The organism is Zooshikella ganghwensis DSM 15267 (genome assembly GCF_000428585.1).
Lineage (GTDB): Bacteria > Pseudomonadota > Gammaproteobacteria > Pseudomonadales > Zooshikellaceae > Zooshikella > Zooshikella ganghwensis.
Map to the genome: position 1 here is coordinate 22183 of NZ_AUAF01000024.1, position 26717 is coordinate 48899.

At 42.8% G+C, this 26717-nt stretch carries 17 protein-coding genes, 1 tRNA gene and 1 pseudogene; 15 read left to right on the top strand and 4 right to left on the bottom strand.

The annotated features are described in order from the left end of the window. Nucleotides 1-75: 75 nt before the first annotated feature. From F607_RS0107820 to astB, 8 genes are all read left to right on the top strand, one after another. A complete protein-coding gene (locus tag F607_RS0107820) occupies nt 76-4896 on the top strand; it encodes an NAD-glutamate dehydrogenase (protein ID WP_027707653.1) in 4821 nt (1606 codons plus the stop codon). Between the two features lie 72 nt (nt 4897-4968). Beyond that, on the top strand, nt 4969-6195 hold the full coding sequence (locus tag F607_RS0107825; RefSeq protein ID WP_027707654.1) for an aspartate aminotransferase family protein: 1227 nt from the start codon (nt 4969-4971) through the stop codon (nt 6193-6195). 270 nt (nt 6196-6465) lie between these two features. Continuing rightward, nucleotides 6466-7710 carry a hydrolase gene (locus tag F607_RS0107830; protein WP_038290569.1) on the top strand — a complete coding sequence of 415 codons (1245 nt, stop codon included), beginning with the start codon at nt 6466-6468 and terminating at the stop codon, nt 7708-7710. Next, a complete protein-coding gene (locus F607_RS0107835; RefSeq protein ID WP_027707656.1) occupies nt 7697-8716 on the top strand; it encodes an arginine N-succinyltransferase in 1020 nt (339 codons plus the stop codon). Before F607_RS0107830 ends, F607_RS0107835 begins: the two co-directional genes overlap by 14 nt. A 169-nt stretch (nt 8717-8885) precedes the next feature. After that, nucleotides 8886-9707: a DUF1338 domain-containing protein gene (locus F607_RS0107840; protein WP_051311104.1), complete on the top strand. Its 822-nt coding sequence runs from the start codon at nt 8886-8888 to the stop codon at nt 9705-9707. Between the two features lie 377 nt (nt 9708-10084). Then, nucleotides 10085-11125 carry an arginine N-succinyltransferase gene (gene astA / locus F607_RS0107845; protein ID WP_027707658.1) on the top strand — a complete coding sequence of 347 codons (1041 nt, stop codon included), beginning with the start codon at nt 10085-10087 and terminating at the stop codon, nt 11123-11125. After that, complete coding sequence (gene astD, locus F607_RS0107850; RefSeq protein WP_027707659.1) at nt 11122-12594, top strand: succinylglutamate-semialdehyde dehydrogenase; 1473 nt, start codon at nt 11122-11124, stop codon at nt 12592-12594. Before astA ends, astD begins: the two co-directional genes overlap by 4 nt. 209 nt (nt 12595-12803) lie before the next feature. Continuing rightward, nucleotides 12804-14144: an N-succinylarginine dihydrolase gene (gene astB, locus F607_RS0107855; protein WP_027707660.1), complete on the top strand. Its 1341-nt coding sequence runs from the start codon at nt 12804-12806 to the stop codon at nt 14142-14144. Between the two features lie 80 nt (nt 14145-14224). Here the strand turns inward: astB and F607_RS0107860 are convergent, their stop codons facing one another. Beyond that, nucleotides 14225-15634, bottom strand: coding sequence for a YfcC family protein (locus F607_RS0107860; RefSeq protein ID WP_027707661.1), 1410 nt, complete (start codon nt 15632-15634; stop codon nt 14225-14227). 1265 nt (nt 15635-16899) lie between these two features. Between F607_RS0107860 and arcA the strand changes: the two genes are divergently transcribed. The 3 genes from arcA to arcC all read left to right on the top strand — a co-directional run bounded on the left by arcA (nt 16900) and on the right by arcC (nt 20224). Further along, on the top strand, nt 16900-18126 hold the full coding sequence (gene arcA / locus F607_RS0107865; RefSeq protein ID WP_027707662.1) for an arginine deiminase: 1227 nt from the start codon (nt 16900-16902) through the stop codon (nt 18124-18126). An 86-nt stretch (nt 18127-18212) separates the two neighbouring features. Beyond that, nucleotides 18213-19214 (top strand): ornithine carbamoyltransferase, encoded by a 1002-nt coding sequence (locus F607_RS0107870; protein WP_027707663.1) that lies wholly within the window; start codon nt 18213-18215, stop codon nt 19212-19214. 83 nt (nt 19215-19297) lie between these two features. Further along, the gene (arcC, locus tag F607_RS0107875; protein WP_027707664.1) at nt 19298-20224 is read left to right on the top strand and encodes a carbamate kinase; all 927 of its coding nucleotides are present in this window, start codon (nt 19298-19300) and stop codon (nt 20222-20224) included. Nucleotides 20225-20356: 132 nt separating this feature from the next. Here arcC and F607_RS0107880 read toward each other — a convergent pair. Beyond that, a tRNA-Glu gene (locus F607_RS0107880) sits at nt 20357-20432 on the bottom strand. A gap of 254 nt (nt 20433-20686) precedes the next feature. Between F607_RS0107880 and F607_RS0107885 the strand changes: the two genes are divergently transcribed. Both F607_RS0107885 and F607_RS0107890 read left to right on the top strand, forming a co-directional pair. Continuing rightward, the gene (locus F607_RS0107885; protein ID WP_157365400.1) at nt 20687-21478 is read left to right on the top strand and encodes a hypothetical protein; all 792 of its coding nucleotides are present in this window, start codon (nt 20687-20689) and stop codon (nt 21476-21478) included. A gap of 99 nt (nt 21479-21577) precedes the next feature. Beyond that, nucleotides 21578-23977 carry a response regulator gene (locus tag F607_RS0107890; RefSeq protein WP_027707666.1) on the top strand — a complete coding sequence of 800 codons (2400 nt, stop codon included), beginning with the start codon at nt 21578-21580 and terminating at the stop codon, nt 23975-23977. A 41-nt stretch (nt 23978-24018) separates the two neighbouring features. Here F607_RS0107890 and F607_RS0107895 read toward each other — a convergent pair whose 3' ends face one another. Next, nucleotides 24019-24510 carry a glutathione peroxidase gene (locus F607_RS0107895; RefSeq protein WP_027707667.1) on the bottom strand — a complete coding sequence of 164 codons (492 nt, stop codon included), beginning with the start codon at nt 24508-24510 and terminating at the stop codon, nt 24019-24021. Between the two features lie 28 nt (nt 24511-24538). Then, complete coding sequence (gene msrB / locus F607_RS0107900) at nt 24539-24967, bottom strand: peptide-methionine (R)-S-oxide reductase MsrB (protein WP_027707668.1); 429 nt, start codon at nt 24965-24967, stop codon at nt 24539-24541. A gap of 253 nt (nt 24968-25220) precedes the next feature. Here msrB and F607_RS0107905 point away from each other — a divergent pair, with 253 nt between their 5' ends. Further along, nucleotides 25221-26435 carry a pyridoxal phosphate-dependent aminotransferase gene (locus F607_RS0107905; RefSeq protein WP_027707669.1) on the top strand — a complete coding sequence of 405 codons (1215 nt, stop codon included), beginning with the start codon at nt 25221-25223 and terminating at the stop codon, nt 26433-26435. Nucleotides 26436-26577: 142 nt separating this feature from the next. Continuing rightward, a pseudogene (locus F607_RS35990) lies at nt 26578-26717 on the top strand (IS4 family transposase); the annotation flags it as partial.

Genomic DNA, 26717 nt, shown 5'->3' on the forward strand with positions numbered 1-26717 from the left:
AAAATAATGGGTGCCAAATAATTATACTACACCGCAACTGTAATATTTCGCCTATGTACTACCAGAACCAAATCTATGAGCAGTCAGAACCAAAATAAATACGACATTATACGTCAAATCCAGCAGCGCCTTAGTGCACAACTGTCGCCAGATTTAGTTAAGCCTGTCAACGCGCTGGCCTACCACTTTTATCGCGAAAGCATTAGTAGAGAGCTGGTTCAAGCCCCTATTGACAAGCTTTGTGGCGCAATTATGAGCCTATGGGACTTTGCTCAACAACGGTCTAATCAGCCTGCTATCCGTGCTTATAACCCCACCTTTGAAGAACATGGCTGGGAATCGCGGCATACCATTATTGAGATCATTACGACTGATCAGCCCTTCTTGGTTTCATCCATTTCAATGGCACTAAATGCAGGTGAGTTTTTTATTCATCGCATTACCCATCCTGTTATTCCAGTGATTCGTGACGGCCATGGCAATGTAACTGATATTCCTGATGCGGAAGATGTCCAGGCTGACACATCTTTTGAGGCGGTAATGCGTTTCGAAGTTGCACGGGTGCTTGATCAAACGGTGCTCGATGACATGGTGCAACGTATTAAGTGGGTGCTTCAAGAAGTCAACCTGGCCGTTACCGACTGGCAGCCAATGCTAAAAAATATGAAAACAGCCTGTGATGATTTGGCGAAAGCCTCAGTTCCTGGGTTGGACAGTCATGAGCAACAAGAAATCGTTGCCTTTCTCCAGTGGGTAATGGACAGCCACTTTACTTTTGCGGGCTTCCGGGCCTATACCCTTTCTGCAAATCCTCAAAGCCCAACAGGGAAAATGGTTTTACAGGCCGACAAAAGTCTTGGCACATTCCGCAACATTGATAACCAAACCACTCGAGAGCTGACTCTTTCACCCTATTTATTACAGCGGATGCTAGCGCCATTTCCGCTAATTCTCACTAAATCCACCACCATGTCGTCAATTCACCGGCCAGCCCACCTTGATTACATTGGGATTAAACGGTTCAACAAACAGGGTCAGGTAGTGGGTGAGTGGCGCTTTTTTGGACTGTATTCTTCTTCGGCTTACGCAGCACCTTATCAGGATATTCCATTACTGCGTCGTAAGGCTCAGCGCCTCCTTGATACGATGCATATACCTGGCAACAGTCACAAAGGCAAAATTCTCCGAAATATTCTCAACCACTACCCTCGTGATGAAATGTTACAAGCTGACTATGAACAGCTAAATGACACCGTACAGGGTATTTTAGAAACTCAAGAAAGACGGCAGTTACGTCTGTTTATTCGCCCTGATATTTATGGACGCTTTATTTCTGCATTGGTTTTTGTACCCCGTGATCGCTATAACACCGAAGTACGGATGCGAATGCAAGAAATTCTACTACAAAGCTTTAACGGTCACAGTGTTGAATTTAATGTTCAGTTTTCTGAGCAGGTTTCTGCCCGAGTACATTTCACCATCCACTGTGAAAATGCCCACGAGCAGGAATACAATATCGACGAAATCGAAATGCAGATGACTAAAGCTATGTTGTCCTGGGCTGATAATCTGCATCTATCTTTGCAAAGCCGTGTTGGCGAAGCCGAGGCTAATCGCTTATTCCGTCGTTATGGCAATGCTTTTCCCGCAGGCTACCAAGCCGATTTCACCGTTGCCCGAGCCGCTGCTGATATACAACACCTGGAGAGTGTTCTTGCTGGTCAGACCATTAGTACTTACCTTTACCGACCTTATACCAGTGCAGGGAACCTGCATTTTAAAGTTATTGGTCGTGGTGACTTTATGGCACTGTCAGATGTGCTTCCTATTTTGGAGCATATGGGTGTTAAAGTACTGAGTGCTCACCCCTATGCCATCAAATGTACAGACTGTGCAACTTGCTGGATCCTCGACTTTAACATTGCCACGATTAGCGCAATTGACCTGGATAATAACAGCGCCAAGCAAGAGTTTCAGACAACCTTTATAGAAGCCTATCAAGAGCGCATTGAAAATGATGGCTTTAACAAGCTGGTCGTTGCTGCTGCCCTGACTTGCCGGCAAGTAGTGATGCTTCGCGCTATCTGCAAGTACTTGCTGCAACTTAAAGTACCATTCAGTCAGGCTTATATGGAAACAACGCTGGCCAATAATCCCATTATTACCCGGCAACTGGTGGAATTGTTCAGTCAGCGTTTTGATCCAAGCCAACCCGTTAACGAAGAACGCTGTCAAGAGCTACAACAGAATATCCAAGCAGCTCTGGATGCCGTTGCCAACCTCGATGAAGACCGGATTTTAAGGCACTATCTTGAGGTTATTTTGGCGATGCTGCGCACCAACTTTTATGTGCAAGATCAAGCTAACAATCTTAAACCTTATGTGTCTTTCAAACTGGCCCCTGAGAGAATTCCTACTGCACCTCAGCCCCGCCCTGCCTATGAGATATTTGTATATGCACCCTGGGTAGAAGGTGTTCATATGCGCGGTAGTAAGGTTGCTCGGGGTGGTTTGAGATGGTCAGATCGTCGTGAAGATTTCCGTACTGAAATCCTTGGTCTAGTCAAAGCGCAAATGGTTAAAAACTCCGTTATTGTCCCTTCTGGTGCAAAAGGTGGATTTGTAGCCAAACGCTTACCTGTCAGTGCAGAACGAGAGCAGATACAGGCTGAAGTGGAGTACTGTTACCGAACATTTATCAGTGGTTTGCTGGATATCACTGATAACCTCGTTGATCAACAGCTCACCCCCCCTAGTCAAGTGCTTCGCTATGATCATGATGACCCATACTTGGTTGTCGCCGCAGACAAAGGCACAGCCACCTTCTCAGACTTAGCCAATGAAGTTGCCATGAGCTATGGCTTCTGGTTAGGAGATGCATTTGCTTCTGGTGGCAGTAACGGCTATGACCACAAGAAAATGGGCATTACCGCTCGTGGCGCATGGGAATCTGTTAAACGCTTATTTAAAGAACTTAGTATTGATACCCAACAGCAAGACTTTACCTGTATTGGTATCGGTGACATGTCAGGTGATGTGTTTGGTAATGGTATGCTGCTCTCTAAACACATTCGTCTAGTAGCCGCCTTTAACCATCAGCATATTTTTATCGACCCCGCACCTGATGCTGCAAGTAGTTTTGTTGAACGCCAGCGACTCTTTAACCTTCCCCGCTCTAACTGGCTCGACTATGACACCCAGCTAATCTCCAAAGGTGGTGGTATTTACTCCCGATCAGCAAAAGTGATTGAGCTTACAACAGAAGCCAGGCAAGCACTAGGTATTGAAAAACAAAGGCTGACCCCAAACGAGTTGGTCAAGCATATTCTGCAAGCTCCTGTAGATCTTTTATGGAATGGCGGCATAGGTACCTATGTCAAAGCCAGTACAGAAACCCATGGGGATGTTGGTGACAAAGCCAATGACAGTGTCCGCATCAATGCTAATCAGCTCAGATGCAAAGTGATTGGTGAAGGCGGAAACTTGGGTTTCACCCAACTTAGCCGGATTGAATTTGCGCGTCGAGGCGGGCTGGTGACAACAGATGCCAGTGATAATTCAGCAGGTGTGGACTGCTCTGACCATGAGGTCAATATCAAGATTGTTGTAGATCAAGTAGTAAATCAAGGTGACTTAACCCAAAAACAACGCAACAAACTTCTGGCAGATATGACCGATCATGTTGCCTCTCTCGTACTGAAGCATAATGTTCAACAAAGCCAAATTCTTAGCTTGATTAATGCTAAAGGTGTTCAGCTTTTAAATGATCAGACGCGGTTGTTACGGTTGCTGGAAAAAGAAAAACGCCTGAAGCGTAAACTGGAATACCTACCCAATGAAGATCAACTCCAGGAGCGCGCTCAAGCTCAAGAAGGCTTAACTCGGCCTGAGCTTTCTGTCCTTCTTGCTTACAGTAAGATTCACTTATCAGATGCTCTAAAAGAAGAGCAAATAGGCAGTGATCCATACTTTGCACAACAAATACAAGATTATTTTCCCTCCCCCTTAATAGAGCGCTGCTTATCTGCTGTTGAGCAACATCCCTTACACAGTGAAATAATTGCTTCCCACGTCACCAATATTGTCGGTAACCGGATGGGACCGAGCTTTATCATGCGTGTCCAAGAGCAAGCGAATTGCTCAGCACTGTCCATCGTTCGCGCCTTTTTTGCGGCGACTCAGCTCTTTAATATTGATCAGATTTGGCAGGCCGTTGATCAACTCACCACAGAGGTAAGTTACCCAACGCAGTGCAACCTTTACAGTGCACTGCAAGAAATGACAGAAAAGGTCACACTATGGCTGTTACGGCATGGTGGGCATCCTTTGGATGTTGAGGCCACAGTGCAGAAATACTTACCAGGCCTTACTTATATTCGTCAGCAACTGCATTCACTGTTACAAGGTGAGCTGGCAACCACGTTCCAGCAGCGTGTTAGTCATTACTCAGCGCAGCATGTACCTGAATCTATTGCCGCAGCCTGTGCCAGCCTGTCTTTTGAGTACAATAGCCTGGATATTGTCCATCTGGCATTGCAAGAGCAACAGGATGTTAACCATGCAGCTCAGCTGTTCTTTGCCCTTGAAGAAAAGCTGACGCTCCAGTGGCTGCGCACTAGCATTAGCGCTCTTCCCCAACGTAATGTCTGGCAACGAAAAGCCCGTAATACATTGGCCGATGAGCTGGATGCAGCATTGAGCCAGGTTACCTGTCATGTTCAGCAGCAAATTGCACATGAGCAGGAGCAAATTTTGCCCTGCCTGGATAATTGGCTTGCACAAAAAACCAACACATTACGACATAGTCAGTCTATTTGGGCAGATATTCAATCCAGTGCAGAGCCTGACTTGGCGATGTTGTCAGTGGCTGTTCGAGAGCTACATAACCTGGCCTAAGAACAAAGCAAAACGTTTTTCACAACAACAACGAGTAAAAACACAAGCGAGTAACGCAAACGAGGTAAAAGCATGACTGAAAAGCAGGTAACACGAGAAGTCTTTGACGCTGTCATGGTCCCCAACTATAACCCACAGAAAGTTATTCCTGTGCGGGGTGAAGGATCACGAATTTGGGACCAGGCTGACAAAGAATACATTGACTTTGCAGGAGGCATTGCTGTTACCGCACTTGGACACTGTCATCCACGTCTGGTAAATGTCCTGTCTCAACAAGCACAAACACTTTGGCATTTATCCAATGTCTTCACAAATGAGCCTGCGCTTAAGCTAGCCCAAAAACTGACTGAATCAACATTTGCTGATAAGGTGTTTTTTGCCAACTCCGGGGCTGAAGCGAATGAGGCCGCGTTCAAGTTAGTGCGAAAATACAGCTACGATCATGTTGGCCCAGAAAAAAATGAAATCATCTCATTTACTCAGTCCTTCCATGGTCGAACACTATTTACCGTCTCAGTAGGTGGTCAGCCCAAATACCGTAAAGGTTTTGAGCCAGCACCTGGTGGTATTCGCCATGCCGAGTTTAATGACCTAGCATCTGTTGAAGCCGTTATCTCCGACAAAACCTGTGCGGTAGTGCTAGAGCCTATTCAAGGTGAAGGCGGCATTATCCCTGCAACCCCTGAGTTTCTAAGAGGTGTTCGTGCACTATGTGATAAGCATCAAGCGCTGTTAGTCTTTGATGAAGTGCAAACCGGGGTTGGCCGTACTGGACACCTGTACGCTTACATGGAATATGATGTGGTCCCTGATATCCTGACCTCAGCCAAAGCACTTGGTTGCGGTTTCCCTATGGGAGCTATGCTAACCACCGAAAAAGTCGCAAAAAGTCTGGTATTTGGTACCCATGGCAGTACATCAGGTGGTAATCCGCTTGCTTGCGCTGTTGCCAATGAAATCATTGATATTATTAATGACCCTACCTTACTAAAAGGCGTTAGCGATAAAAACAAACGGTTTATTGATGGTCTGAATGCCATCAATGCTAAATATGGCGTTTTCAAGGAAGTTCGCGGTAAAGGTTTATTGATCGGCGGGGCCTTAAATGATGAGTGGCAAGGTCAAGCGGGTCGCTTCTTACAAGCGGGGTTAGCTGAAGGTGTCATGGTGCTTGTTGCAGGTCCCAATGTAATCCGCATGGCTCCCTCATTGATTATTCCAGACACTGATATCGAGCAAGGCCTTGCCCTGCTGGAAAAAGGTATCGAAAAAGTTGTGAGTGAAGGACCAAATACCTAAGCGCCTCATTAGTAGGATAATAAGACTGGTAGGTAGATACATGTATTCGTGCCTACCAGTCAATTGGCGTATTTACACCCCAAGCTCTGATTGGGGTTTTCCTTCATTAAATAACGCGCTTTCGTTTAAAAACGTCTGCTCTGCGACCTCATAAAAACATAATTTGTCCAAATAAAAATAGTCTGGGTCGCATCAATAACAGTCCTTGTCTAGGCCATGACAGGGAAATACGGAATAATCAAAAGTAAAAAAATAAAGGAAATTAGGAGTATGAGTGAAGCCCCGTTCCAAAAGTGGTTGAGCTGGCTTGATAACCGTCAAGAAGAAATGCTGGCTGCAACCATAGCTCTGGCAAATATTAATTCAGGTAGTCTGAATCATGCTGGAGTAAAAGCTGTTGGTGATGAATTGTGTAAACTAGCAGCCCCTCTAGAGGGAAACGTTGAGCAGATTCCTATGCCCGCTCACCAAGTCATTGACGATACTGGGCAAATTAAACAGTACCCCTTGGCCAATGCCATAAGGATCACCAAACGCCCTCAAGCACCCATGAAGGTTTTCTTATGTGGGCATATGGATACAGTGTTTGCAGTCAACCACCCTTTTCAACAGGTGAAGTGGCTGGACAACAACACCATCAATGGCCCTGGTGTCACGGACTTAAAGGGTGGCTTGGTTGTCATGCTAAATGCGCTGGCCTGCTTAGAACGAAGCCCTCTGGCTGAAAAAATTGGCTGGGAAATACTTTTCAACCCTGATGAAGAGATTGGCTCACCGGGTTCTTCATCATTGTTTGCAGAATGTGCTCAACGCAACCATGTCGGTATGATTTATGAGCCTTGTTTCCCCAATGGCGACTTTGCTGGACAACGTAAAGGCAGTGGTAACTTCTCTGTCGTCGTCACTGGCAAAGCGGCTCATGCTGGGCGAGAACACCATTTGGGACGCAATGCTATTCGTGCGATGGCAGACTTTATCTCAGCCCTTGATGATTTCAACCAGCAACGAGACACTATCACTGTCAACCCAGGCTATGTTCATGGTGGCGGACCAGTAAATGTTGTACCAGATAACTGCGTCAGTCAGTTTAATATTCGTACTACCACGGCAGAAGATGAAGCTTGGTGCCAGCAAAAGCTCTCCGAACTCACCGCCTCTATTAATCAGAGAGAGGGTATCACTCTCCAACTCCATGGCGGCTTCGGTCGGCCACCCAAGTGTTTAACACCAGCAAATCAACGACTCTTCTCGCTGGCGAAACAGTGTGGCCAGCAAATAGGTCTTGACTTAGCCTGGCACCCTACAGGCGGATGCTGCGATGGCAATAACTTAGCCGCTTATGGCTTACCCAATATCGATACACTTGGTGTGCAAGGCGGCAAAATTCATAGTGATCAAGAATATATGCTGGTCAGCAGTTTAGTTGAGCGTGCAAAACTGAGTGCACTTTTGCTTTTTCACTTGGCAAATGACCATTCTGAAAACTGGGAACGGGGGGAACATGCTTCAGGTTAGACCGATCCATCATAATGACTTACCAGCGCTTGAACGCCTTGCGGTTCTCAGTCGTGGTCGACTGACAACACTGCCAGCGCATCGTGACCATTTAAGCAGCATAATCAGTGCAACACAGCGCGCCCTTCAAAACCCTGCCCCTGATTTAGCTGGAAACAGCTATCACTTTGTATTGGAAAATACTGAGTCCAAACAAATCATTGGTGTGGCAGGCATTGAGTCAGCTGTTGGTATTAACTGCCCTTTTTATAGTTATCGCTTAAGTGAAGTAGTCCATGCCTCTGCTGAGCTACAAATCCATAATCGCATCCCCGCCCTTCATTTATGTCAGGACTATGCCGGTAGCTCAAGGCTCTGCACTTTTTTTATTGATCCAGAATATTTAAACGCCACAACACGCCAGCTTTTATTGAAAGCACGTTTGCTATTTATGGGCATACATCGCAGCCGGTTCGCTGATAGAACGGTTGCAGAGTTACAAGGTGTTCTGGATAACCATCAGTTGTCGCCTTTTTGGGAATGTCTTGGCCGTCACTTTTTCTCAATGGATATTAGTAAAGCGGTGTTTCTGGTTGGCATTAATTCAAAAGCATTCATCGCCAGCATGATGCCCCAATATCCCGTTTATGTACCCCTATTATCTCCTGCAGCCCAAGCTGTTTTAGGGCAACCTCGTGCAGACATGCAACCTCACATGGCACTATTACAAGCAGAGCATTTTTGTTATCGCCACTATTTAGACATTTTTGATGCAGGTCCCACGCTTGAAGTTGAAACAAATCAAATCGAAACAATAACGCGTTTGACGTCTATTTTAATTAAGAAAATAACCTCAACACCAATTGAAAACCCTGCTCTACCATTATGTTTACTTAGCACTGGTGAGTTAAATGATTTTCGCTGTATATTGCGTCGAGCTGACCCTGAAAACCTGCAACTATCACTTGAAGAAGCGGAGTGTTTAGGTATAGCAGAAAATGACAAAATTCACTATGCCATGTTATGAGATAAAAAATATAGGGAGGTTACATATTAACCCAGAGCACGTTTAAGCAACCATAAATACTGATAAATAAAGTAGTTAATTATAAGAAGTCATCGCCTGTTACAGGAGTAAAAGTTAAATTCCCTGTAACCCATAATAACAACTCTAGCGGAGATGAAGGTGTACTGCTATGCAAAAGCCTCAATTAGATCAGCTGTTAAATGCAATGTGGCAAGATTATCTGGAACTGAATCCAGATGCACAACGCATATATAATTTATTTGCTTCTCACAATAATGATCAAGTAATTAATGACCATATTGCTTTACGCACATTTCAACACCCCAAAGTCACTATAGATAAAGTGGCCAGGCCTTTTCTTGCTGCGGGGTATCAGGAATCTGGTGAGTATCATTTTCCTGAAAAAAAACTATATGCAAAGCATTTTCAACATAAAGACATTTCTTTACCAAAAGTCTTTATAAGCGAGTTATGTTTAGATCAACTTTCTTCACAGTCTAAACAGACTATCGAGAATTTATTACAGTATTTAGATAGTAATAGTTTACTTCAGGATAATTTTTGTTATTCTGGCCGCCATTGGCCCTTAACGTTATCGACTTACCAACAATTGCTTGAAGAGAGTGAATATGCAGCGTGGACTGCAGCGTTCGGCTATCGTCCAAATCACTTCACGGTACTGGTTAATGCTTTACGCTCCCACCAAACTTTGCAAGAAGTTAACCACTTTCTTCAACAAGAAGGGTTTACCTTAAATAGTAGTGGTGGACTGATCAAAGGCTCTCCTGACGTTTTTCTGGAGCAATCTTCAACCTTAGCTAATAAAGTTGAAGTAGCCTTTGATGATACAACAGCTGTTATTCCTAGCTGTTTTTATGAGTTTGCTTTACGCTATCCAATGGCAGATGGCGAGCTATATCAGGGTTTTGTTGCAGCATCTGCTGACAAAATTTTTGAAAGTACTAATGTCAAAATAGCCATGGGTAACTGATTAAAAAGGTAAATAACAGCAGGTTTAACGAGACAAAAAAACGCGTAACAGGCAGTAAACAACAAACTATAAATAAGTTTTTATCTATTTTACGTTTGTTACGCGCAATATTACATTGTATAAATAGCCCCCAGCTGAGGTGTAAAAGAAAGCATCAGGGGGAACAAAGACAAAATAATAAATCTCCCAGAACTTGTGTTCAGGAAAAAATAAGAAAAGACTATTTTTCATATAAAAAAGGTTATTGGCTACTTAAACACTTCAAGTCTTATTGAGTTATAAAAGAATAAGACTAATCCAGGTAAAACCAAACGAGCCAATAAACCTGAATAACTATTTACTGATTAGGAGGCACCAAAATTGGTGAGAATGACCCCATGATGATTATTCGTCCCATCAACCAAAATGACTACGAGCGCCTATACGAATTAGCTGAAAAAACCGGTACAGGTTTTACTTCACTACAACCCAATGAAGAGCAGCTTAAACAAAAGATTACTGTTTCCGAAACCGCTATTGCCATGGACGAGCCCGAGTCCCCCGGTGAAGAAACCTATTTATTTGTGCTTGAGGATACTGCTACTCATCAGGTGGTGGGTATTTGCGGTGTTGCAGCAGCGGTTGGCCTTTCTGAGCCCTGGTACAATTACCACTTGGGTACCCTGGTCCACTCATCACGAGAGTTAAAAGTCCATAACATCGTACATACACTCAGACTATCCAATGACCATACTGGATATACCGAACTGTGTTCACTATTTCTTGATCCTGAGTATCGTCATAGTGGAAATGGCAGTTTATTGTCCAAGTCACGCTATGCTTTTATGGCACAATTTCCTAACCGTTTCGGTAAACAAGTATGTGCAGAAATGCGTGGCGTATCTGATGACGAAGGCAGATCGCCCTTTTGGGAGGCGTTGGGGCGCCCCTTCTTTTCGATGGATTTTTCCCATGCTGATTACTTAACAGGGATTGGTGAAAAAGTTTTTATTGCTGAGTTAATGCCAAAACATCTGATTTATACCAATTTACTGCCGGAGTCAGCTCAAGCAGTCATTGGTGAAGTCCACGAAAATACGCGTCCTGCCCTCCGCATGTTAGAAAATGAGGGTTTTCGTTATGAAGGCTATGTCGATATTTTTGATGCAGGCCCTACCGTAACCTGTCATTTTGATGATATTCGCGCTATTAGGGCAAGCCGTGAAGTTAAAGTAAAAGTTACTTCTGCTTTACCTTCTAGTGACACTACATTTGTGATCAGTAATACACTACTGAATGATTTTCGCTGCGGCATGCTACCACTGGTAGAAAGTAACGGCACTGTGGCTATTTCTCCTGAAGATGCGGCAGAGTTAAAACTTAACGATGGCGACCATGCCAGAATTTTTGAACTGTCAAGTGGGAGTGAGCAGCAATGAGCAACTTGAGTGTAATGATCAACGGTCAATGGCAAGCGGGTCATGGTGAAGACATGCTTTCCTTAAACCCAGCCAATGGCGAGGTTATTTGGGAAGGACAAAGCGCATCCACAGACCAAGTAGAGCAAGCAGTTAAGGCTGCTCGCCAAGCATTTGCAAGCTGGTCAGCAACCTCTTTGGCTGATCGTGAAGCACTCATGCAAAAGTTTGCTAAATTATTAGACGAACAACGAGATCATCTATCCCAGACAATTTCAAAGGAAACTGGAAAACCACTTTGGGAAACTGCTACTGAAGTAGCTGCTATGATCGGTAAAGTTGCAATTTCTATCAAGGCTTACCATGAACGGACGGGGACTCATACCAATGAAACCCCCGCAGGCACTGCTGTTTTAAGACATAAACCCCATGGTGTTGTCGCCGTTTTCGGTCCCTATAACTTTCCCGGACACATTCCGAATGGCCACATTATCCCAGCTTTACTTGCCGGGAATACCGTTGTTTTTAAACCCAGCGAACTGACACCACTTGTCGCAGAAACAACATTAAAAATCTGGCAACAAGCCGGCTTACCTGATGGTGTTATTAATCTTGTTCAGGGTGAACGAAATACAGGAATAGCACTCGCCAATCATCCTCAAATCGATGGATTATTTTTTACGGGCAGTTCAAATACAGGACACTTGTTGCATAAACAGTTTGCAGGTCATCCAGGAAAAATTCTTGCACTGGAAATGGGTGGGAATAATCCGCTCATTGTTGATCAGGTTGAAAATATCACAGCGGCTGTTCACGAAACTATTCAATCCGCTTATATTTCTGCAGGTCAACGTTGTACCTGTGCACGTCGGTTATTTGTTCCTAACAACGAATGGGGAAATAAATTTATACAACAATTAACCAGTGCAGTTGAAAAAATTGTTGTGGACTCTCCTGATGCCAATCCACAACCCTTTATTGGCCCAGTGATTTCTTCTCAAGCCGCAGATCAATTACTTTCTGCACAACAGCAGCTCATTGCTTTAGGTGGTAAACCTTTAGTTTTAATGAAAAAGCTAAAAGAAAATACAGGCCTCATTAGCCCTGGTTTAATTGATCTTTCTACACCTAACGATGTTCCGGATGATGAGCATTTTGGCCCCTTGTTGAAAGTGTATCGTTATGACACTTTTGAAGAAGCAATTGATCGAGCCAATAACACCCAGTATGGTTTATCCGCAGGGCTTCTTTCCGATAGCCATGATCGCTATCATTACTTTTTGCATCACATTCGCGCTGGCATTGTAAACTGGAATAAACAAACCACGGGGGCAAGTAGTGCAGCGCCTTTTGGTGGTGTGGGTGCAAGTGGTAACCATCGACCCAGCGCTTATTATGCTGCGGATTATTGTGCTTACCCTGTAGCAAGCATGGAGGTTTCAAATCTCACACTGCCAAACAACTTATCTCCCGGTCTATCTCTAGATTAACCCCGTACTACCCTATAGAGAAAAGGCTCTTTGCAGTCAAAAGCCTTTTCTCAAAATATTGCGAAACAACGTTAGTTAAACAACAAATGCGTGAGTAAAGCGAGATGATACTCCTCCATGAAGGGTGTAACAAAACTATATATTTGTGTTTTGTCCTATGCCTCCACGGAAGAGATAAGATCATCTCTTTATAATAAGAGACAAATAAAATGCATGCTGTTGAAGCAAATTTTGATGGCTTAGTGGGTCCAACCCACAATTACGCAGGGCTTTCCTATGGCAATGTGGCTTCCAGTAAAAATCAGCAAGTGACATCAAACCCAAAAGAAGCTGCTCTTCAGGGCTTAGCCAAAATGAAAGCACTTCATGATATGGGGTTTGTGCAAGGTGTGCTAGCGCCTCAAGCACGACCAGACATTAATATACTCAAACGCCTTGGCTTTACAGGATCTGATGCACGTATTTTAGCTCTTGCAGCAAAAACCGACCCAGTTTTACTTGCCTCATGCTGCTCAGCCTCCAGCATGTGGACAGCTAATGCTGCAACCATCTCACCAAGTAGCGACACACTGGACGGTAAAATTCACATTACTCCTGCTAATTTAGTCAATAAATTCCACAGAAGTATTGAGCCAGAAACAACAGCACGCACTTTGCAGGCTGTGTTCAATAATGACCAATATTTTCAACACCATCCCCCACTCCCCGCCGTAGATGTGTTGGGTGATGAAGGCGCTGCAAATCATACACGCCTTTGTCAGAACTATGGCGATTCAGGCATGGAGTTATTTGTCTTTGGTCGTTATGGATTATCTCCAGAAAAGCCTGCTCCCAGTCGTTTTCCAGCACGTCATACTTACGAAGCATCTTCTGCTATTGCCCGCCTTCATGGGTTAGCCGCAGAGCAAACATTATTTATTCAACAAAACCCCGCTGTTATTGATCAGGGAGTATTTCATAATGATGTTATTGCTGTAGGCAATCGAAATGTATTGTTTTTTCACGAACAAGCTTTTTTAGAAAAACAAAACTTATTAAACAAGCTTAATGACTTTTTTAATGACCAACCTTTTTATCCAATTGAAGTCAACTCAAGTGATATCAGTGTGAAAGATGCTGTTAACACCTATTTGTTCAACAGCCAATTACTGTCACTTGCCAATGGAGAAATGGTCATTGTTGTTCCTGAAGAATGCTTACACAATAATACAGTTAAGCAGTATTTATCAGAATTAGTCAGTGCAAATAACCCAATAACTCAATTGCTCAGCTTTGATTTAAAACAAAGTATGCAAAATGGAGGAGGACCAGCTTGTTTACGCCTACGTGTAACATTAACCCAGGATGAGCTTAATGCAGTCAACCCTCACTGTATTCTTAATGATTTCCTTTATTCAACACTAACAGGTTGGGTCAATAAGCACTATCGAGATCAATTAACTATCCAAGACTTAAGTGATCCGTCTTTACTTCACGAAACACAACTCGCACTCGATGAACTCACACAAATACTACAGTTAGGTAGTATCTACCCCTTTCAACGTCATTAATGACTTATTTTGGCCATAAAAAAACCCGGCTATTTTGCCGGGTTTTTTTGTCTTGCTTTATTATCCTAATTCAAAACTGCTTATGAAAGTACTGCTGCAACACTCAGCACAGCCATAATCAGGATGGTTAAAATGATCAGCAGTGGCCAAATAAACTTCAACCAGCGGTTGTAAGAAACACGACCTATAGCCAAACCACCCATGACCACCGCAGAAGTAGGTGTAATTAAGTTAACAATACCAGAAGCAGACTGATATGCTGTTACCACTAAGTCTCGTCCTACACCAGCAAAGTCAGCTAAAGGCGCCATAATTGGCATGGTTAATACTGCCAGACCAGAAGAAGAAGGCACTAAGAAGGAAAGCACTACTTCCAACCAGTACATTAAATTAATAAAAGCAATACTATTTAATCCTGCAAGCGCTTGCTCTGAAGCATGAAGAATAGTATCAGTGATCATACCGTTATTCATGACCACCACAATACCGCGAGCAATACCAATAATCAGTGCTACCCCTAAAAGGTCACGAGCACCATCAACAAAATTAGAAGTAAACTCTTCTTCACCCATTCTGGCAATTAAACCAACCACAATGCTTGACCCGATAAATAGGGCAGAAATTTTTGCCATCCACCAGTCTAAAGAAGACACTCCGTAAATCATCACCGCAAATGTTAGAGCAAAAACAATCAAAATCAATTGCCTAGAACCACTGAGACTAATATCCTGATTTTGATCTTTACCATGTAAAAAGTGCTTTTTATTATCTTCTGCCATGTCTGCCACTAACGAAGCAGATGGGTCTTTTTTGACTTTAGCAGCATAGCGCATAACAAAGGCAACACAGATTAACCAACCTAACCCCAAAATAGCTAAACGCCACATCATACCTACAGAGAATTTTACCCCTGCTGCATCAGATGCAATTACAGTTGCAAAGGGATTAATGGTAGAGCCTAGCGTACCAATACCCGCTCCTAATAAAATAATGGCAACACCGGTTACCGCATCATATCCCGCCGCTATCACCACAGGTATTAACAATGTATAAAAGGGTATGGTCTCTTCGGCCATACCGTATACCGTTCCCCCTGCCGCAAAAAGCAACATTAATATCGGGATCATTAAAATCTCTTTTCCCTTTAAACCGGTTACAGTGCGGGCAATTCCGGCATCAATCGCACCTGTTTTATTAACAACCCCTAAAAATCCACCAATAATCAAAACAAACAATGCAACATCAATTGCATTTGCCTCATAACTGTCATGATCATAGAAGCCGTCAACAGGCGCTAAAAAAATTTCCCACACACCTTGTGGGTTTGCATCCACCTCTTTATAGGTCCCTGCTACTGGGACTTCTTTATCAAGTTTCTCATTATGAACCCTATCATACTGACCAGCAGGCACTAACCACGTTAAGCCTGCCACCACAATGATGAGGAGAAAGAGTATGCTATACGCTGAAGGGAACTTAAACTTTGCCATCGCAGTACTTCCTTTTTATGGGGTAAACTGGATTTTTTGTTATTGGCTCATGTTGTTGAACTGAACTTATATTAAACGCTATTAAAAGTTTATTATTAATTGGCATGATGTCTAATAACTTATTCTCAACCATAACACTTAAAAACTTTTTTCATAACGTTTAACCCATCCATCAACACTTACTTATTAGATTTAAGCCAAGATTAATGAAATATTGACTGAGCGCCATATGTGATTTACGACGCAGTTGATATTGAAATGTAAAAGCACGCAATACGTGCTTCATGGATTTCTACCACACCAAGTATTATTTCTTGGTGTTTAAGTGCGCTGCCAGCAACTGTGATCAAGTTAGAATGAGTTAAGGGTTGATTCAGCCAACGATTAACTCCGGATTGTAGTCTATCTAAAACACTTGTTCTTGATAAAGATCAAACGCCTGAAAAGAAAAATTATTGAATCAATGGTATTTAATTTTTCTTTTAAAAAGGCGTCACTTACAGCGCATTTATGCAAGTATTCAAAAAGCTCGATTGTTAAAATATTAATCAATAAATTTGCTTAATAAGTTAATTTTAGTAGCATTAACAAAAAAAATAATTATCGAGCAAATATTAATCATTTTTTCTTGTAACTTTACTACAAAACCTCATTCTATCACCCTGGCAGCTGAACAACCTACCAAAAAGTGACTATTAATTTCTGTTTAGCGACAAACCAAGTGCTAAAAAAATAAATCACATGCAGAATTATATAGCTAAACTTTACTTTTGCCACAAGTAGGTTAATAGTAAGCCTATATTCAAAACACACGAAAACAGCGAATAAGCAAATTGTCGTTTAAATGCACAACAATGCTCAAAAATAAAAGCTGTATTTTGTTATTTTACTAGTTTAGTTAAAATTCACATTAAAATGGGTATTTTTACGTACAGTCAAAAAAAAATCGTAGCGCTAGCCTATGTCGCGCATTGAGAGCTTCCAAGCTAATATCAGCTTATATATTTTAAATACTTTCCAACTTGCGACAGCTTCTTATCAAAATGCCGCAAGTATTTTTAAAATGAATAACACTTCTTAAATAGTGTTTTCTGTCAAAATTCTTGAAGTACTTATTGATAACTTATCCAGCTTAATAGCACTCAAGATTTTTTATGATAAAACTATTAAATATTGTGTTATTCATACAAACTTAGTGTCATACACTAGGATGTTATAATTATCCTTTACTTTTAGTCGCTTGTTGACAGGCAAGGAGAGAGCAAATGTCTCGCTTTTATGTTGGCTCAGAAATTGGACAACTACGCAAAGTACTACTTCACCGCCCAGAATTGTCTTTACGGCGCCTGACTCCATCAAACTGTGAAGACCTCCTTTTTGATGATGTCTTACGTGTTGAAGAGGCCGGTAAAGAGCATGATGTATTTGCTCAAACACTACGAGATAACGGCGTTGAAGTCTTTTTGCTGCTCGATGTTCTCGCTGAAACATTATCCTCTCCTGAAGCCAAAAAATGGGTTTTGGATCGTCAGGTCTCCGAATACCGCTTCGGTCCTACATTTTCAACCGAGGTTAGAAGCTTCCTCAATGAAATGGATAATGCCAAGTTAGCGTCACACCTGATTGGTGGATTAACTGTTGCAGAGCTTAACTCACAGTGCCCAAGCCCTGTTTTGCAAATGATGCACGAAACAGACTTTATTTTAGACCCAATTCCTAACCATTTATTCACCCGTGATACTTCTTGCTGGGTCTATGGCGGAGTATCTGTTAATCCAATGGCAAAACCCGCTCGGAAGCGCGAAACTGTTCATTTACGTGCCATCTACAAATTCCACCCCATGTTTAAAGATGCTGATTTTGAAGTCTACTTTGGTGATGAAGACCGTAACTTTGAACTAGCAACACTTGAAGGTGGCGACGTACTAGTTATTGGCAAAGGTGCTGTTTTAATTGGTATGTCAGAACGGACAACACCGCAGGGAGTTGAGTTATTAGCTCGCAACCTATTTAAGACAGGCCAAGCTAATAAAGTGATTGCTTTGCAACTGCCTAAAGCGCGGAGCTGTATGCACCTCGACACAGTAATGACTCATATGGATTATGATTGTTTTACTGTTTACCCCGATATTATGCGTAATGATATACCTGCCTGGGAGCTTACTCCTGGTAAAGCAGCAGGTGAAATTAACTATACCCGCATCAAAGATAGCTTTATCAAAGCCATTGCCCGCACATTAGAAGTACCAGAATTACGTCTTATTCATACTGGAGGTGACGTATTTGAGGCAGAACGTGAGCAGTGGAATGACGCCAATAACGTGCTTACTGTGCGTCCTGGTGTTGTAATTGGTTATGAGCGAAATGTTTATACCATTAAAAAGATGGAAGAAGCAGGTATTACTGTGCTTCCAATTCCTGGTGAAGATTTGGGTCGCGGTCGTGGTGGAGCACGCTGCATGAGCTGCCCACTAGAACGTGATGATATCTAGTTCGACTTATTGATTAATCTTTGACTTATGGTTCTTAACCCAAGACCATACAACAACTGTTTTAGATAAGAGTAAGGTAAATAGTCATGGCATTTAATTTAAGAAACCGCCATTTTCTTAAACTAGAAGATTTAACACCTCGTGAAATCAAGTTTCTACTACGTCTTTCTGATGACCTAAAAATTGCAAAATACACAGGTCATGAGCAACCTCGGCTGCAAGGTAAAAACATTGCCTTAATTTTTGAAAAATCTTCTACTCGCACACGATGTGCTTTTGAAGTAGCAGCATACGACCAAGGCGCAAATGTCACCTATATTGGCCCATCTGGCTCACAAATAGGTGCTAAAGAATCCATGAAAGATACGGCTCGTGTCTTAGGCCGCATGTATGATGGCATTGAATATCGCGGTTTTGGTCAAGAAATCGTCGAAGAGTTAGCCGCTAGTGCAGGTGTTCCTGTTTGGAACGGCCTTACTGACGAATTTCACCCAACGCAAATTCTTGCCGACTTCCTGACCATGTTAGAGCACAGTGGTAAGCCCCTTAATGAGATTGCTTACTGCTACTTAGGTGATGGTGGTAATAATATGGGTCACTCACTCATGATTGGCGCCGCTAAAATGGGTATGGATTTCCGTATGGCTGCTCCAGAAGGCTGCCGACCTGATGAGAAGCTCGTCAATGTTGCCCAAGAAATTGCCAAAACCACTGGCGCTAAAATCATGATTACAGATGATGTAGAAGCCGCCGTGAAAAATGCTGACTTTTTATACACTGACGTATGGGTGTCTATGGGTGAGGCCGACAGTGTCTGGGAAGAGCGTATTAAGCTGTTGAAGCCTTATCAAGTTAACCGTGAGTTAATTGAAAAAACTGGTAACCCCAATGTGAAATTCATGCATTGCTTACCTGCATTCCATAACAGAGAAACCAAGGTCGGTGAAGAAATTTACCAGAAGTATGGTCTTGATGGTATGGAAGTTACGGAAGAAGTATTTGAATCTAAGCACTCAATTGTCTTTGATCAGGCTGAAAACCGGTTACACACTATTAAAGCCGTAATGGTTGCCACCTTAGGCAGCTAATAATCACCTAGTCTGCTAGAACCTGGCTGCCCCTTTCCCCATCCAGGGCAGCCAGTCCCCACTTATAGAGAGAGGAAGCAAGCATGTTAGTTGTAATCGCGCTTGGAGGCAATGCTATTCTCCAACGGGGTGAACCCTTAGAAGCACACATTCAATATCAAAATATTAAAAAAGCAGCAGCGGCTATCGCTAAAGTCGCTGAAGAGCATACCGTCGTGTTAACCCATGGTAATGGCCCTCAAGTGGGTTTATTGGCATTACAAAATGATGCCTATAAAGATGTTTCTCCCTACCCTCTTGACGTGTTGGGTGCAGAAACAGAAGGTATGATTGGCTATATGTTTGCTCAATGTCTTAACAATGAAATGCCTAAGCAATCCGTTGCAGCATTATTGACCCAAACCATTGTTGACAAAGACGATCCTGCTTTCGCTGATCCTACCAAGTTTGTAGGTCCTGTTTACAGTCAAGAAGAAGCAACTGAACTCACACGTACCATGGGCTACACCATAAAAGCAGATGGTCTCTATTTCCGCCGTGTTGTGCCTTCTCCTTTGCCTAAAGCTATTGTTGAACTAGATACCATCAAAGCGCTGGTTGACCAAGGCAGTTTGGTAATTTGTACTGGTGGTGGTGGTGTTCCTGTTGCAAAAACAGGTGACAAGCTTGAAGGTGTTGAAGCCGTCGTCGACAAAGATCGCGCTTCTGCCGTGCTTGCACATGACCTGAAAGCTGATGCCTTGATTATTCTGTCTGATGTGGATGCTGTTGCTATTAACTGGGGAACCCCAGAACAGAAAAATATTAAAAAGGCAACGACAGCTCAAATGGATTCATTTGACTTTGCTAAAGGCTCTATGGGACCAAAAGTTGAAGCTATCTGTGACTTCGTTAAGCAAGGTGGCAAAATCGGCGCAATTGGGTCTCTTGATAATGCCGAAGGTATACTACGGGGTGTTACAGGCACTGTAGTTTCTGAAGACCACAAAGGTGATATTGAGTACTACTGATGTAGTCCAACTACCCACATGAGATACCAAGCTGCTTGGTATCTCATTGAAGCAACAATTGAAAACACATCATAGGGATATAATGTTTAGATACAAAAAAGCCAGCTAAATGCTGGCTTTTTTGTAATATTTTGGCGTCCCCTAGGGGACTCGAACCCCTGTTACCGCCGTGAAAGGGCGGTGTCCTAGGCCACTAGACGAAGGGGACGCAGGCCTTCGCTCTCAATTTCTGTGGCGAACGGGTGCGTATCCTACGAGCTAATTACTTATGGGTCAAGCTTTTTTATGACAACATTAAAAATGAAACAAATCAGCAACTAAACTGCTGCTCGCTAACGCCCATATCTCCCGTAACACAAACATACTATTATCCATTCTAGAATTTACCTAAACAGCTTTGAGCAAGCGGCCTATACTCAATTAAGAATTAAGGTGAATAACAACCAGTAAATGGAGAGTGTGGTGTCACCTATTACTACTACAGCAGCGATATTGGTATTTGTCATCATCTTAATAGGCGCAGCGTATGCCTACCATAGCGCTGAAAATGCCAAAATCGAAAAAAGCCGAAAGGCCTCAATATTTAGTAACCGGGTTAGGCGGGTTGAAGAGGTAATGAGTTCGTTACCAATGCCCTATCTTGGCCATGGCTTAGGGAAATTTTTAATCCGTGAAAAGCTTGATGCGTTAGAGTCAATAAAAAGCTTATCATCAAAAGACCATAACTCATCTATTGAGGAACGTATAGCCAATACCAAAGGCGAAATGGTCGAGTTTATAGATAAAATTATTCAAGAACAGCATAAGTCAGTCAACATTACTGCTGAGGCACAAGCACAACAACTTCACAATACCTTCCATGAGTGCCAACGACTTGTCTTGGCTAGCTTTAAGAGCAATCGCATCAGTAAAGTTGATGCATCAAAACTCATAAATTACATTAAGGAACGCCTTATCATTATCACCTATGAGCTGTTTTCTTATAGTGCTTATAATGCACAGCAGGCGGAAAAATACACCCTGGCTATCCACTATTATGAGCGTGCTATTGATGAATTACGTAAGCATAATGCCAGTCATACCTATGATGACTACATTCAAAAGCTCAAAATTCGTATTGCTCATGCAGAGGAGCAACAAAAATCACAAACCAGCCAGGAGACACCCGAAAATCAAAGTAGCAGTTTAGTCAGCAAGCTTGATGAGCTTGTTGATGAAGATGAAACCTGGAAAAAGAAAAACGTCTACGACTGATACTTACGCTGCCAGAATGCACCAGGGAGTGGTATCCTACCTTTTAAGCCTTATAATCACTATTAATAACTTATTAACAGGTCATACAACACCTGACTAATGAATATCAAGTTTACAAAACGACTATCGTATAAACAGGCCAGAAACACTGTACTTGTCGCCTTTTTACTTGGTCTTATGCTGAGCATTGCGCAGGTTACGCTTGATTATAGTTACGAAAAAGCATTTATTGATGCACAAATTCGCTCTATTTTAGACATCACTCGTAACCCTGCCGCACGTATGGCCTATATTATTGACCACGAGCTGGCACAAGAATTGGTCAATGGTCTGCTCAAGTCACCCAGTGTTATCGGTGTAGAGCTGATAGATAGTAATGCAAATGTTCTGGCTTCAGCCAAAGAGGCCATGTTTGATGCGCCTTATCGGGGCATTAGTGACTTTCTGTTTGGTAAAACCCGTTACTACCAAGAACCGCTAACCATTGACTATAACCCCAATGAGCTATTGGGCTATCTCAATCTAGAAATTGATACCTATGCCATTGGCTCAAGCTTTCTGCAACGCTCACTCACAACACTGGCAACAGGTTTCGTACGTAGTTTAGTTTTATCTGTTATTTTATTATTTTTATTCTACAGTACATTAACCAAACCCTTAGTAAGCCTGATTAAAGCGCTAACCCGGCTTAATCCAGAAGATGAAAAAAATGCAGTGCAACTCCCCTACCCTAAACATCATGAAGATGATGAAATAGGCTGCCTGGTCAAAACAACGAATCAATATCTTCAGAGTCTTCACTCAAACCTGACCCGTCGCCAGGAAGCTGAAGCACAGCTCCGCCACTACCTTGGGCAGTTGGAAACCATTGTCGACCAACGCACAGGGGAATTACGCCGAACGAATGAACAGCTTCAAACCAGTAATGCCATGCTTGAACGAGCACGTCATCAGGCCGAGCAGATGGCAGAAGCACGCTCGGCTTTCCTGGCAAGCATGAGTCATGAAATCAGGACCCCTTTAAATGGGGTATTAGGAATGATTGGTTTAACGCTAGACAGCGAACTAAACCATGAACAGCAACAACAACTCACCATTGCTTACAACTCAGGTAAAGTATTAGTGGAGTTATTGAACGATATACTTGACCTGTCGAAGTTTGAGTCAGGAAAATTACTGCTAGAACAAATCGAGTTTGACTTACGTGGCACGGTAGAAGACGCTGTTAATTTGCACAGTCAAAGTGCTAACGAAAAGAAACTGGCATTAGAGTGTGATATTGCCCCAGAAATACCAGAAAACATATTGGGAGATCCTACTCGCATCCATCAGATAATTAGTAACTTGCTAAGTAACGCGATAAAATTTACCAGTAAGGGTTTTGTCCAGCTTAGTGTTCAAGTCGCCGATGAAAATGACCAAGAGTTTATCGTCGCAATTAATATCAAAGACTCTGGCATTGGCATCAGTAAAGAGGCTCAAGAAAAAATCTTTCAGCCCTTCTCCCAGGCCAATGTCGATATTACCCGAAAATTTGGCGGTACTGGCTTAGGTTTAGCGCTCTGTCGAAACCTAAGTGAAGCGATGGGAGGCCACCTTAAAGTAAGCAGCGAACCTTCTTTAGGCAGCACCTTCACCGTTATCCTACCACTGGCCAAACCCGAGCATATTTTTCGACCGCAAGTTAACCCACAGTTGCAGTATTATCAAATTCTCTTGCTTTGCCATGATGCGCTTCAACAGACACTATGCAATCATTTAGACTACTGGGGTGCTCCTTACAAAACACTGAGTTACCAGCAACCGTTGGTACCACAACTTGAGCAAATCAAGCCGCACCTATACTCATGCGTTATTATTGACAGAGCCGCTGATGCCAATGCATTTATAAATGCCAATGATGATATGAGTATTATCTTCGCCACCGCTCATCAGGATATGCTGGATAAAGAAACACAACAGATTCTGGGTATCAGCAAACAATTGCAGTTACCTTTACGTAGGAATGAACTTTACAGCACATTACTTCAGGTTTTTCACCTGTCTTCCCAAACAACTGTTGAGGAAATATCCCAAGTACCTACATCAACATTTGAGGCCATGCATATTTTGGTGGTGGAAGATAACCATATCAATCAACTTGTCGTTAAAGGTATGCTGGAAAAAATTGGTCATCATGTCGACGTTGCGACTCAGGGCAAAGAGTGCCTAGCACTTTGTCAACAACATCACTATGACTTAGTCTTTATGGACTGCAACATGCCTGTAATGGATGGCTACGAAGCCACTCAAAAACTGCGTACCATCGAACACATGAAATCAGTACCTGTCATAGCGCTTACGGCCAATGCACTAAGCCATGACCGCCAAAAGTGCTTGGATTCTGGTATGAATGACTATTTGGCAAAACCTTTTAAAAAAGACCAGCTGGCTTATATGGTTGAAAAGTGGGCAGGCCAACATCGTAACTCTCTTACGGCCGAGCCTGCTCGTGCTTAGGGCCCAGCCTAATCGAAATAGATCTACTGTATCCCCAGCATCTAGGCACACATTAAATAGCCCTCAACTTGCTGGCTTATAGAAAGTGGTGAGGTTATTGGTGAAAACCGTTGTATTTTTTTTGCCTGAGGTGAAACCAAGAACTTGGTAAAATTCCACTTAATCTTATCCAGTCCAAATAAACCAGGCGCTCGGCGTTTTAATAATGCATACAGCGGATGTGTGCTTTCACCATTCACATTTACTTTTGCAAACATCGGAAAACTAATCTGAAACTGAGTATCACAAAACGTAGCAATTTCGCTATCACTCCCTGGTTCCTGCTGTAGAAATTGATTACACGGAAAGCCTAACACCACAAAGCCTTGCCCCTGAAATTGTTGGTAAAGGGTCTCCAGTTCTGCATACTGTCGTGTAAAGCCACACTGACTGGCTGTATTTACAATTAACATTACCTGATTTTGATAAGGCTCAAGTGTCATCCACTCGCCTTTGATCGTTTGGCACGGTATCTCGTAAAGTGAATCAGCCATTGCAAATCTCCATGTTAAAAAAAGTATATTAATTATCTTCCTTGCTAGACTCTGATGATGCCGTAGTAAATTTTAATGAAGCAGAATTAATGCAGTAACGTAATCCTGTCGGTTGGGGACCATCAGCGAAGACATGGCCTAAGTGGGCCTCACATTGACTACACATGACTTCTGTTCGTACCATTCCATGACTATGATCTGTTTCTGTATGGACTACCTCTTCATCAATTGGCTGGTAATAACTAGGCCAGCCAGAACCTGAATCATACTTGGTCGTAGAGTGAAATAACGGCTGCCCACAACAGGTACAACTATAAATACCTGCCTCTTTCATACCCAGGTACTCTCCAGAGAACGCTGGCTCAGTCCCCTTTTCACGGCAAATTCGATATTGCTCAGGTGTTAATTGTTGTTGCCACTCTTGAAGAGACTTTTTAACCTTTTTATTTTTATTCATGCCCAAACTCCCAAACCCTCACATAAAAAAATTACAAGTAACCTGTAACACTTTACGTATGAAACTTAAATCATTATTTCAGCGATTGCTTATAACACCCAGATTACAATACTATGGCATATACTCAGCAATAAGATGAAATTTTCATCCTTCGTGCCACAGTAGCCCAAATGAAAACAGGAGGCTAATGCAATGGCTGTTCACCTGCTGCTGAGTGGGTATACCTAAGCTGATTATTCAAAGAGTCCTAACCATGCAGGAAATCAATAAGTCCCTAAAACTCAACAACGTTTGCTACGATATTCGTGGGCCAGTGCTTGCCGAAGCAAAGCGTTTAGAGGAAGAAGGTCATCGGGTTATAAAATTAAATATTGGAAATCCCAGCCCGTTTGGTTTTGATGCCCCTGAAGAAATTATTCAGGATGTAATTCGCAACCTACCACAAGCCCAAGGTTATGGTGACGCCAAGGGACTCTTTGCCGCACGTAAAGCAGTCATGCAGTACTACCAACAAAAACAAATTCATAACGTCAATATTGACGATATCCTCATTGGTAACGGGGTAAGTGAACTTATTGTGATGGCCATGCAGGCCCTGCTCAACACCCATGATGAAATCCTCATCCCGGCTCCTGACTATCCTCTGTGGACAGCTGCTGTCACCCTGTCCAGCGGTAAACCCGTGCATTATATTTGCGATGAACAACAAGACTGGCTGCCAGACTTAGACGACATTCGTAGCAAAATTACCCCACAAACCCGTGGTATTGTCCTGATCAATCCCAATAACCCAACAGGTGCTGTCTACAGCAAAGCCTTTTTACTGGAAGTCATCGAAATTGCCCGCCAGCATCAACTGATTATCTTTGCTGATGAGATTTACGATAAAATTCTTTACGATGATGCCGTTCACCACTCCGTCGGCGCCCTATGTGATGATGTATTAGTCATCACCTTTAATGGCTTGTCCAAGGCTTATCGTGCAGCGGGATTTCGCTCTGGCTGGATGGTTATAAGCGGTCCCAAACACCATGCCAAAAGCTATCTTGAAGGGTTGGATATGCTGGCCTCCATGCGTTTATGTCCAGCAATGCCCAGTCAATATGCTATTCAAACTGCTCTTGGTGGCTACCAGAGTATTAATGATCTTATTCTGCCCGGAGGTCGCCTACTTGAGCAACGTGACCGCGCCTGTGAGCTGATTAATGCCATTCCTGGTGTAAGTTGCGTTAAGCCAAAGGGGGCTTTGTATTTGTTTCCCAGGCTTGATCCTAAACGCTATCGTATTCAAGATGACGAGCAGATGGTGCTCGACTTGCTGATTCAAGAAAAAGTCTTACTTGTTCAAGGTACTGCTTTCAACTGGCCCTACCCTGACCACCTTAGAATCGTCACCTTACCGTATGTTGAAGACCTGACAGCGGCCATAGAGAAGTTTGCCCACTTCCTCAGTCGTTATGAACAATAAGCTGCTTTAGTAAAGTTTAACCACTGAATCTATGTACAGGACAAAAAGCTGAATAAATGAGAAAAATCAACTAGTTAGAAGTGAATTAATCCCTCATTGGTATTACAATTCAGGCTGCGAAACCATGAAGAATTGTAAAACAATGAAAGAGATCAATTCACTCACCAAAGAGCTTAAAGGGGTTTTTGGTTGGCATCAAGCCCGAGTCACCTTGCTAGCCCAATTTATTCTAGCACTGGTAAAGGTTCGTTCAGTCAATCTCACACGTATAGCCCAAGTGTT

What these genes read in the sequence shown, in the direction of transcription:
- F607_RS0107820 (WP_027707653.1), top strand. Translation starts at nt 76, where the DNA reads ATGAGCAGTCAGAACCAAAATAAATACGACATTATACGTCAAATCCAG.
- F607_RS0107825 (WP_027707654.1), top strand. Translation starts at nt 4,969, where the DNA reads ATGACTGAAAAGCAGGTAACACGAGAAGTCTTTGACGCTGTCATGGTC.
- F607_RS0107830 (WP_038290569.1), top strand. Translation starts at nt 6,466, where the DNA reads ATGAGTGAAGCCCCGTTCCAAAAGTGGTTGAGCTGGCTTGATAACCGT.
- F607_RS0107835 (WP_027707656.1), top strand. Translation starts at nt 7,697, where the DNA reads ATGCTTCAGGTTAGACCGATCCATCATAATGACTTACCAGCGCTTGAA.
- F607_RS0107840 (WP_051311104.1), top strand. Translation starts at nt 8,886, where the DNA reads ATGCAAAAGCCTCAATTAGATCAGCTGTTAAATGCAATGTGGCAAGAT.
- astA (WP_027707658.1), top strand. Translation starts at nt 10,085, where the DNA reads ATGATGATTATTCGTCCCATCAACCAAAATGACTACGAGCGCCTATAC.
- astD (WP_027707659.1), top strand. Translation starts at nt 11,122, where the DNA reads ATGAGCAACTTGAGTGTAATGATCAACGGTCAATGGCAAGCGGGTCAT.
- astB (WP_027707660.1), top strand. Translation starts at nt 12,804, where the DNA reads ATGCATGCTGTTGAAGCAAATTTTGATGGCTTAGTGGGTCCAACCCAC.
- F607_RS0107860 (WP_027707661.1), bottom strand. Translation starts at nt 15,634, where the DNA reads ATGGCAAAGTTTAAGTTCCCTTCAGCGTATAGCATACTCTTTCTCCTC.
- arcA (WP_027707662.1), top strand. Translation starts at nt 16,900, where the DNA reads ATGTCTCGCTTTTATGTTGGCTCAGAAATTGGACAACTACGCAAAGTA.
- F607_RS0107870 (WP_027707663.1), top strand. Translation starts at nt 18,213, where the DNA reads ATGGCATTTAATTTAAGAAACCGCCATTTTCTTAAACTAGAAGATTTA.
- arcC (WP_027707664.1), top strand. Translation starts at nt 19,298, where the DNA reads ATGTTAGTTGTAATCGCGCTTGGAGGCAATGCTATTCTCCAACGGGGT.
- F607_RS0107890 (WP_027707666.1), top strand. Translation starts at nt 21,578, where the DNA reads ATGAATATCAAGTTTACAAAACGACTATCGTATAAACAGGCCAGAAAC.
- F607_RS0107895 (WP_027707667.1), bottom strand. Translation starts at nt 24,510, where the DNA reads ATGGCTGATTCACTTTACGAGATACCGTGCCAAACGATCAAAGGCGAG.
- msrB (WP_027707668.1), bottom strand. Translation starts at nt 24,967, where the DNA reads ATGAATAAAAATAAAAAGGTTAAAAAGTCTCTTCAAGAGTGGCAACAA.
- F607_RS0107905 (WP_027707669.1), top strand. Translation starts at nt 25,221, where the DNA reads ATGCAGGAAATCAATAAGTCCCTAAAACTCAACAACGTTTGCTACGAT.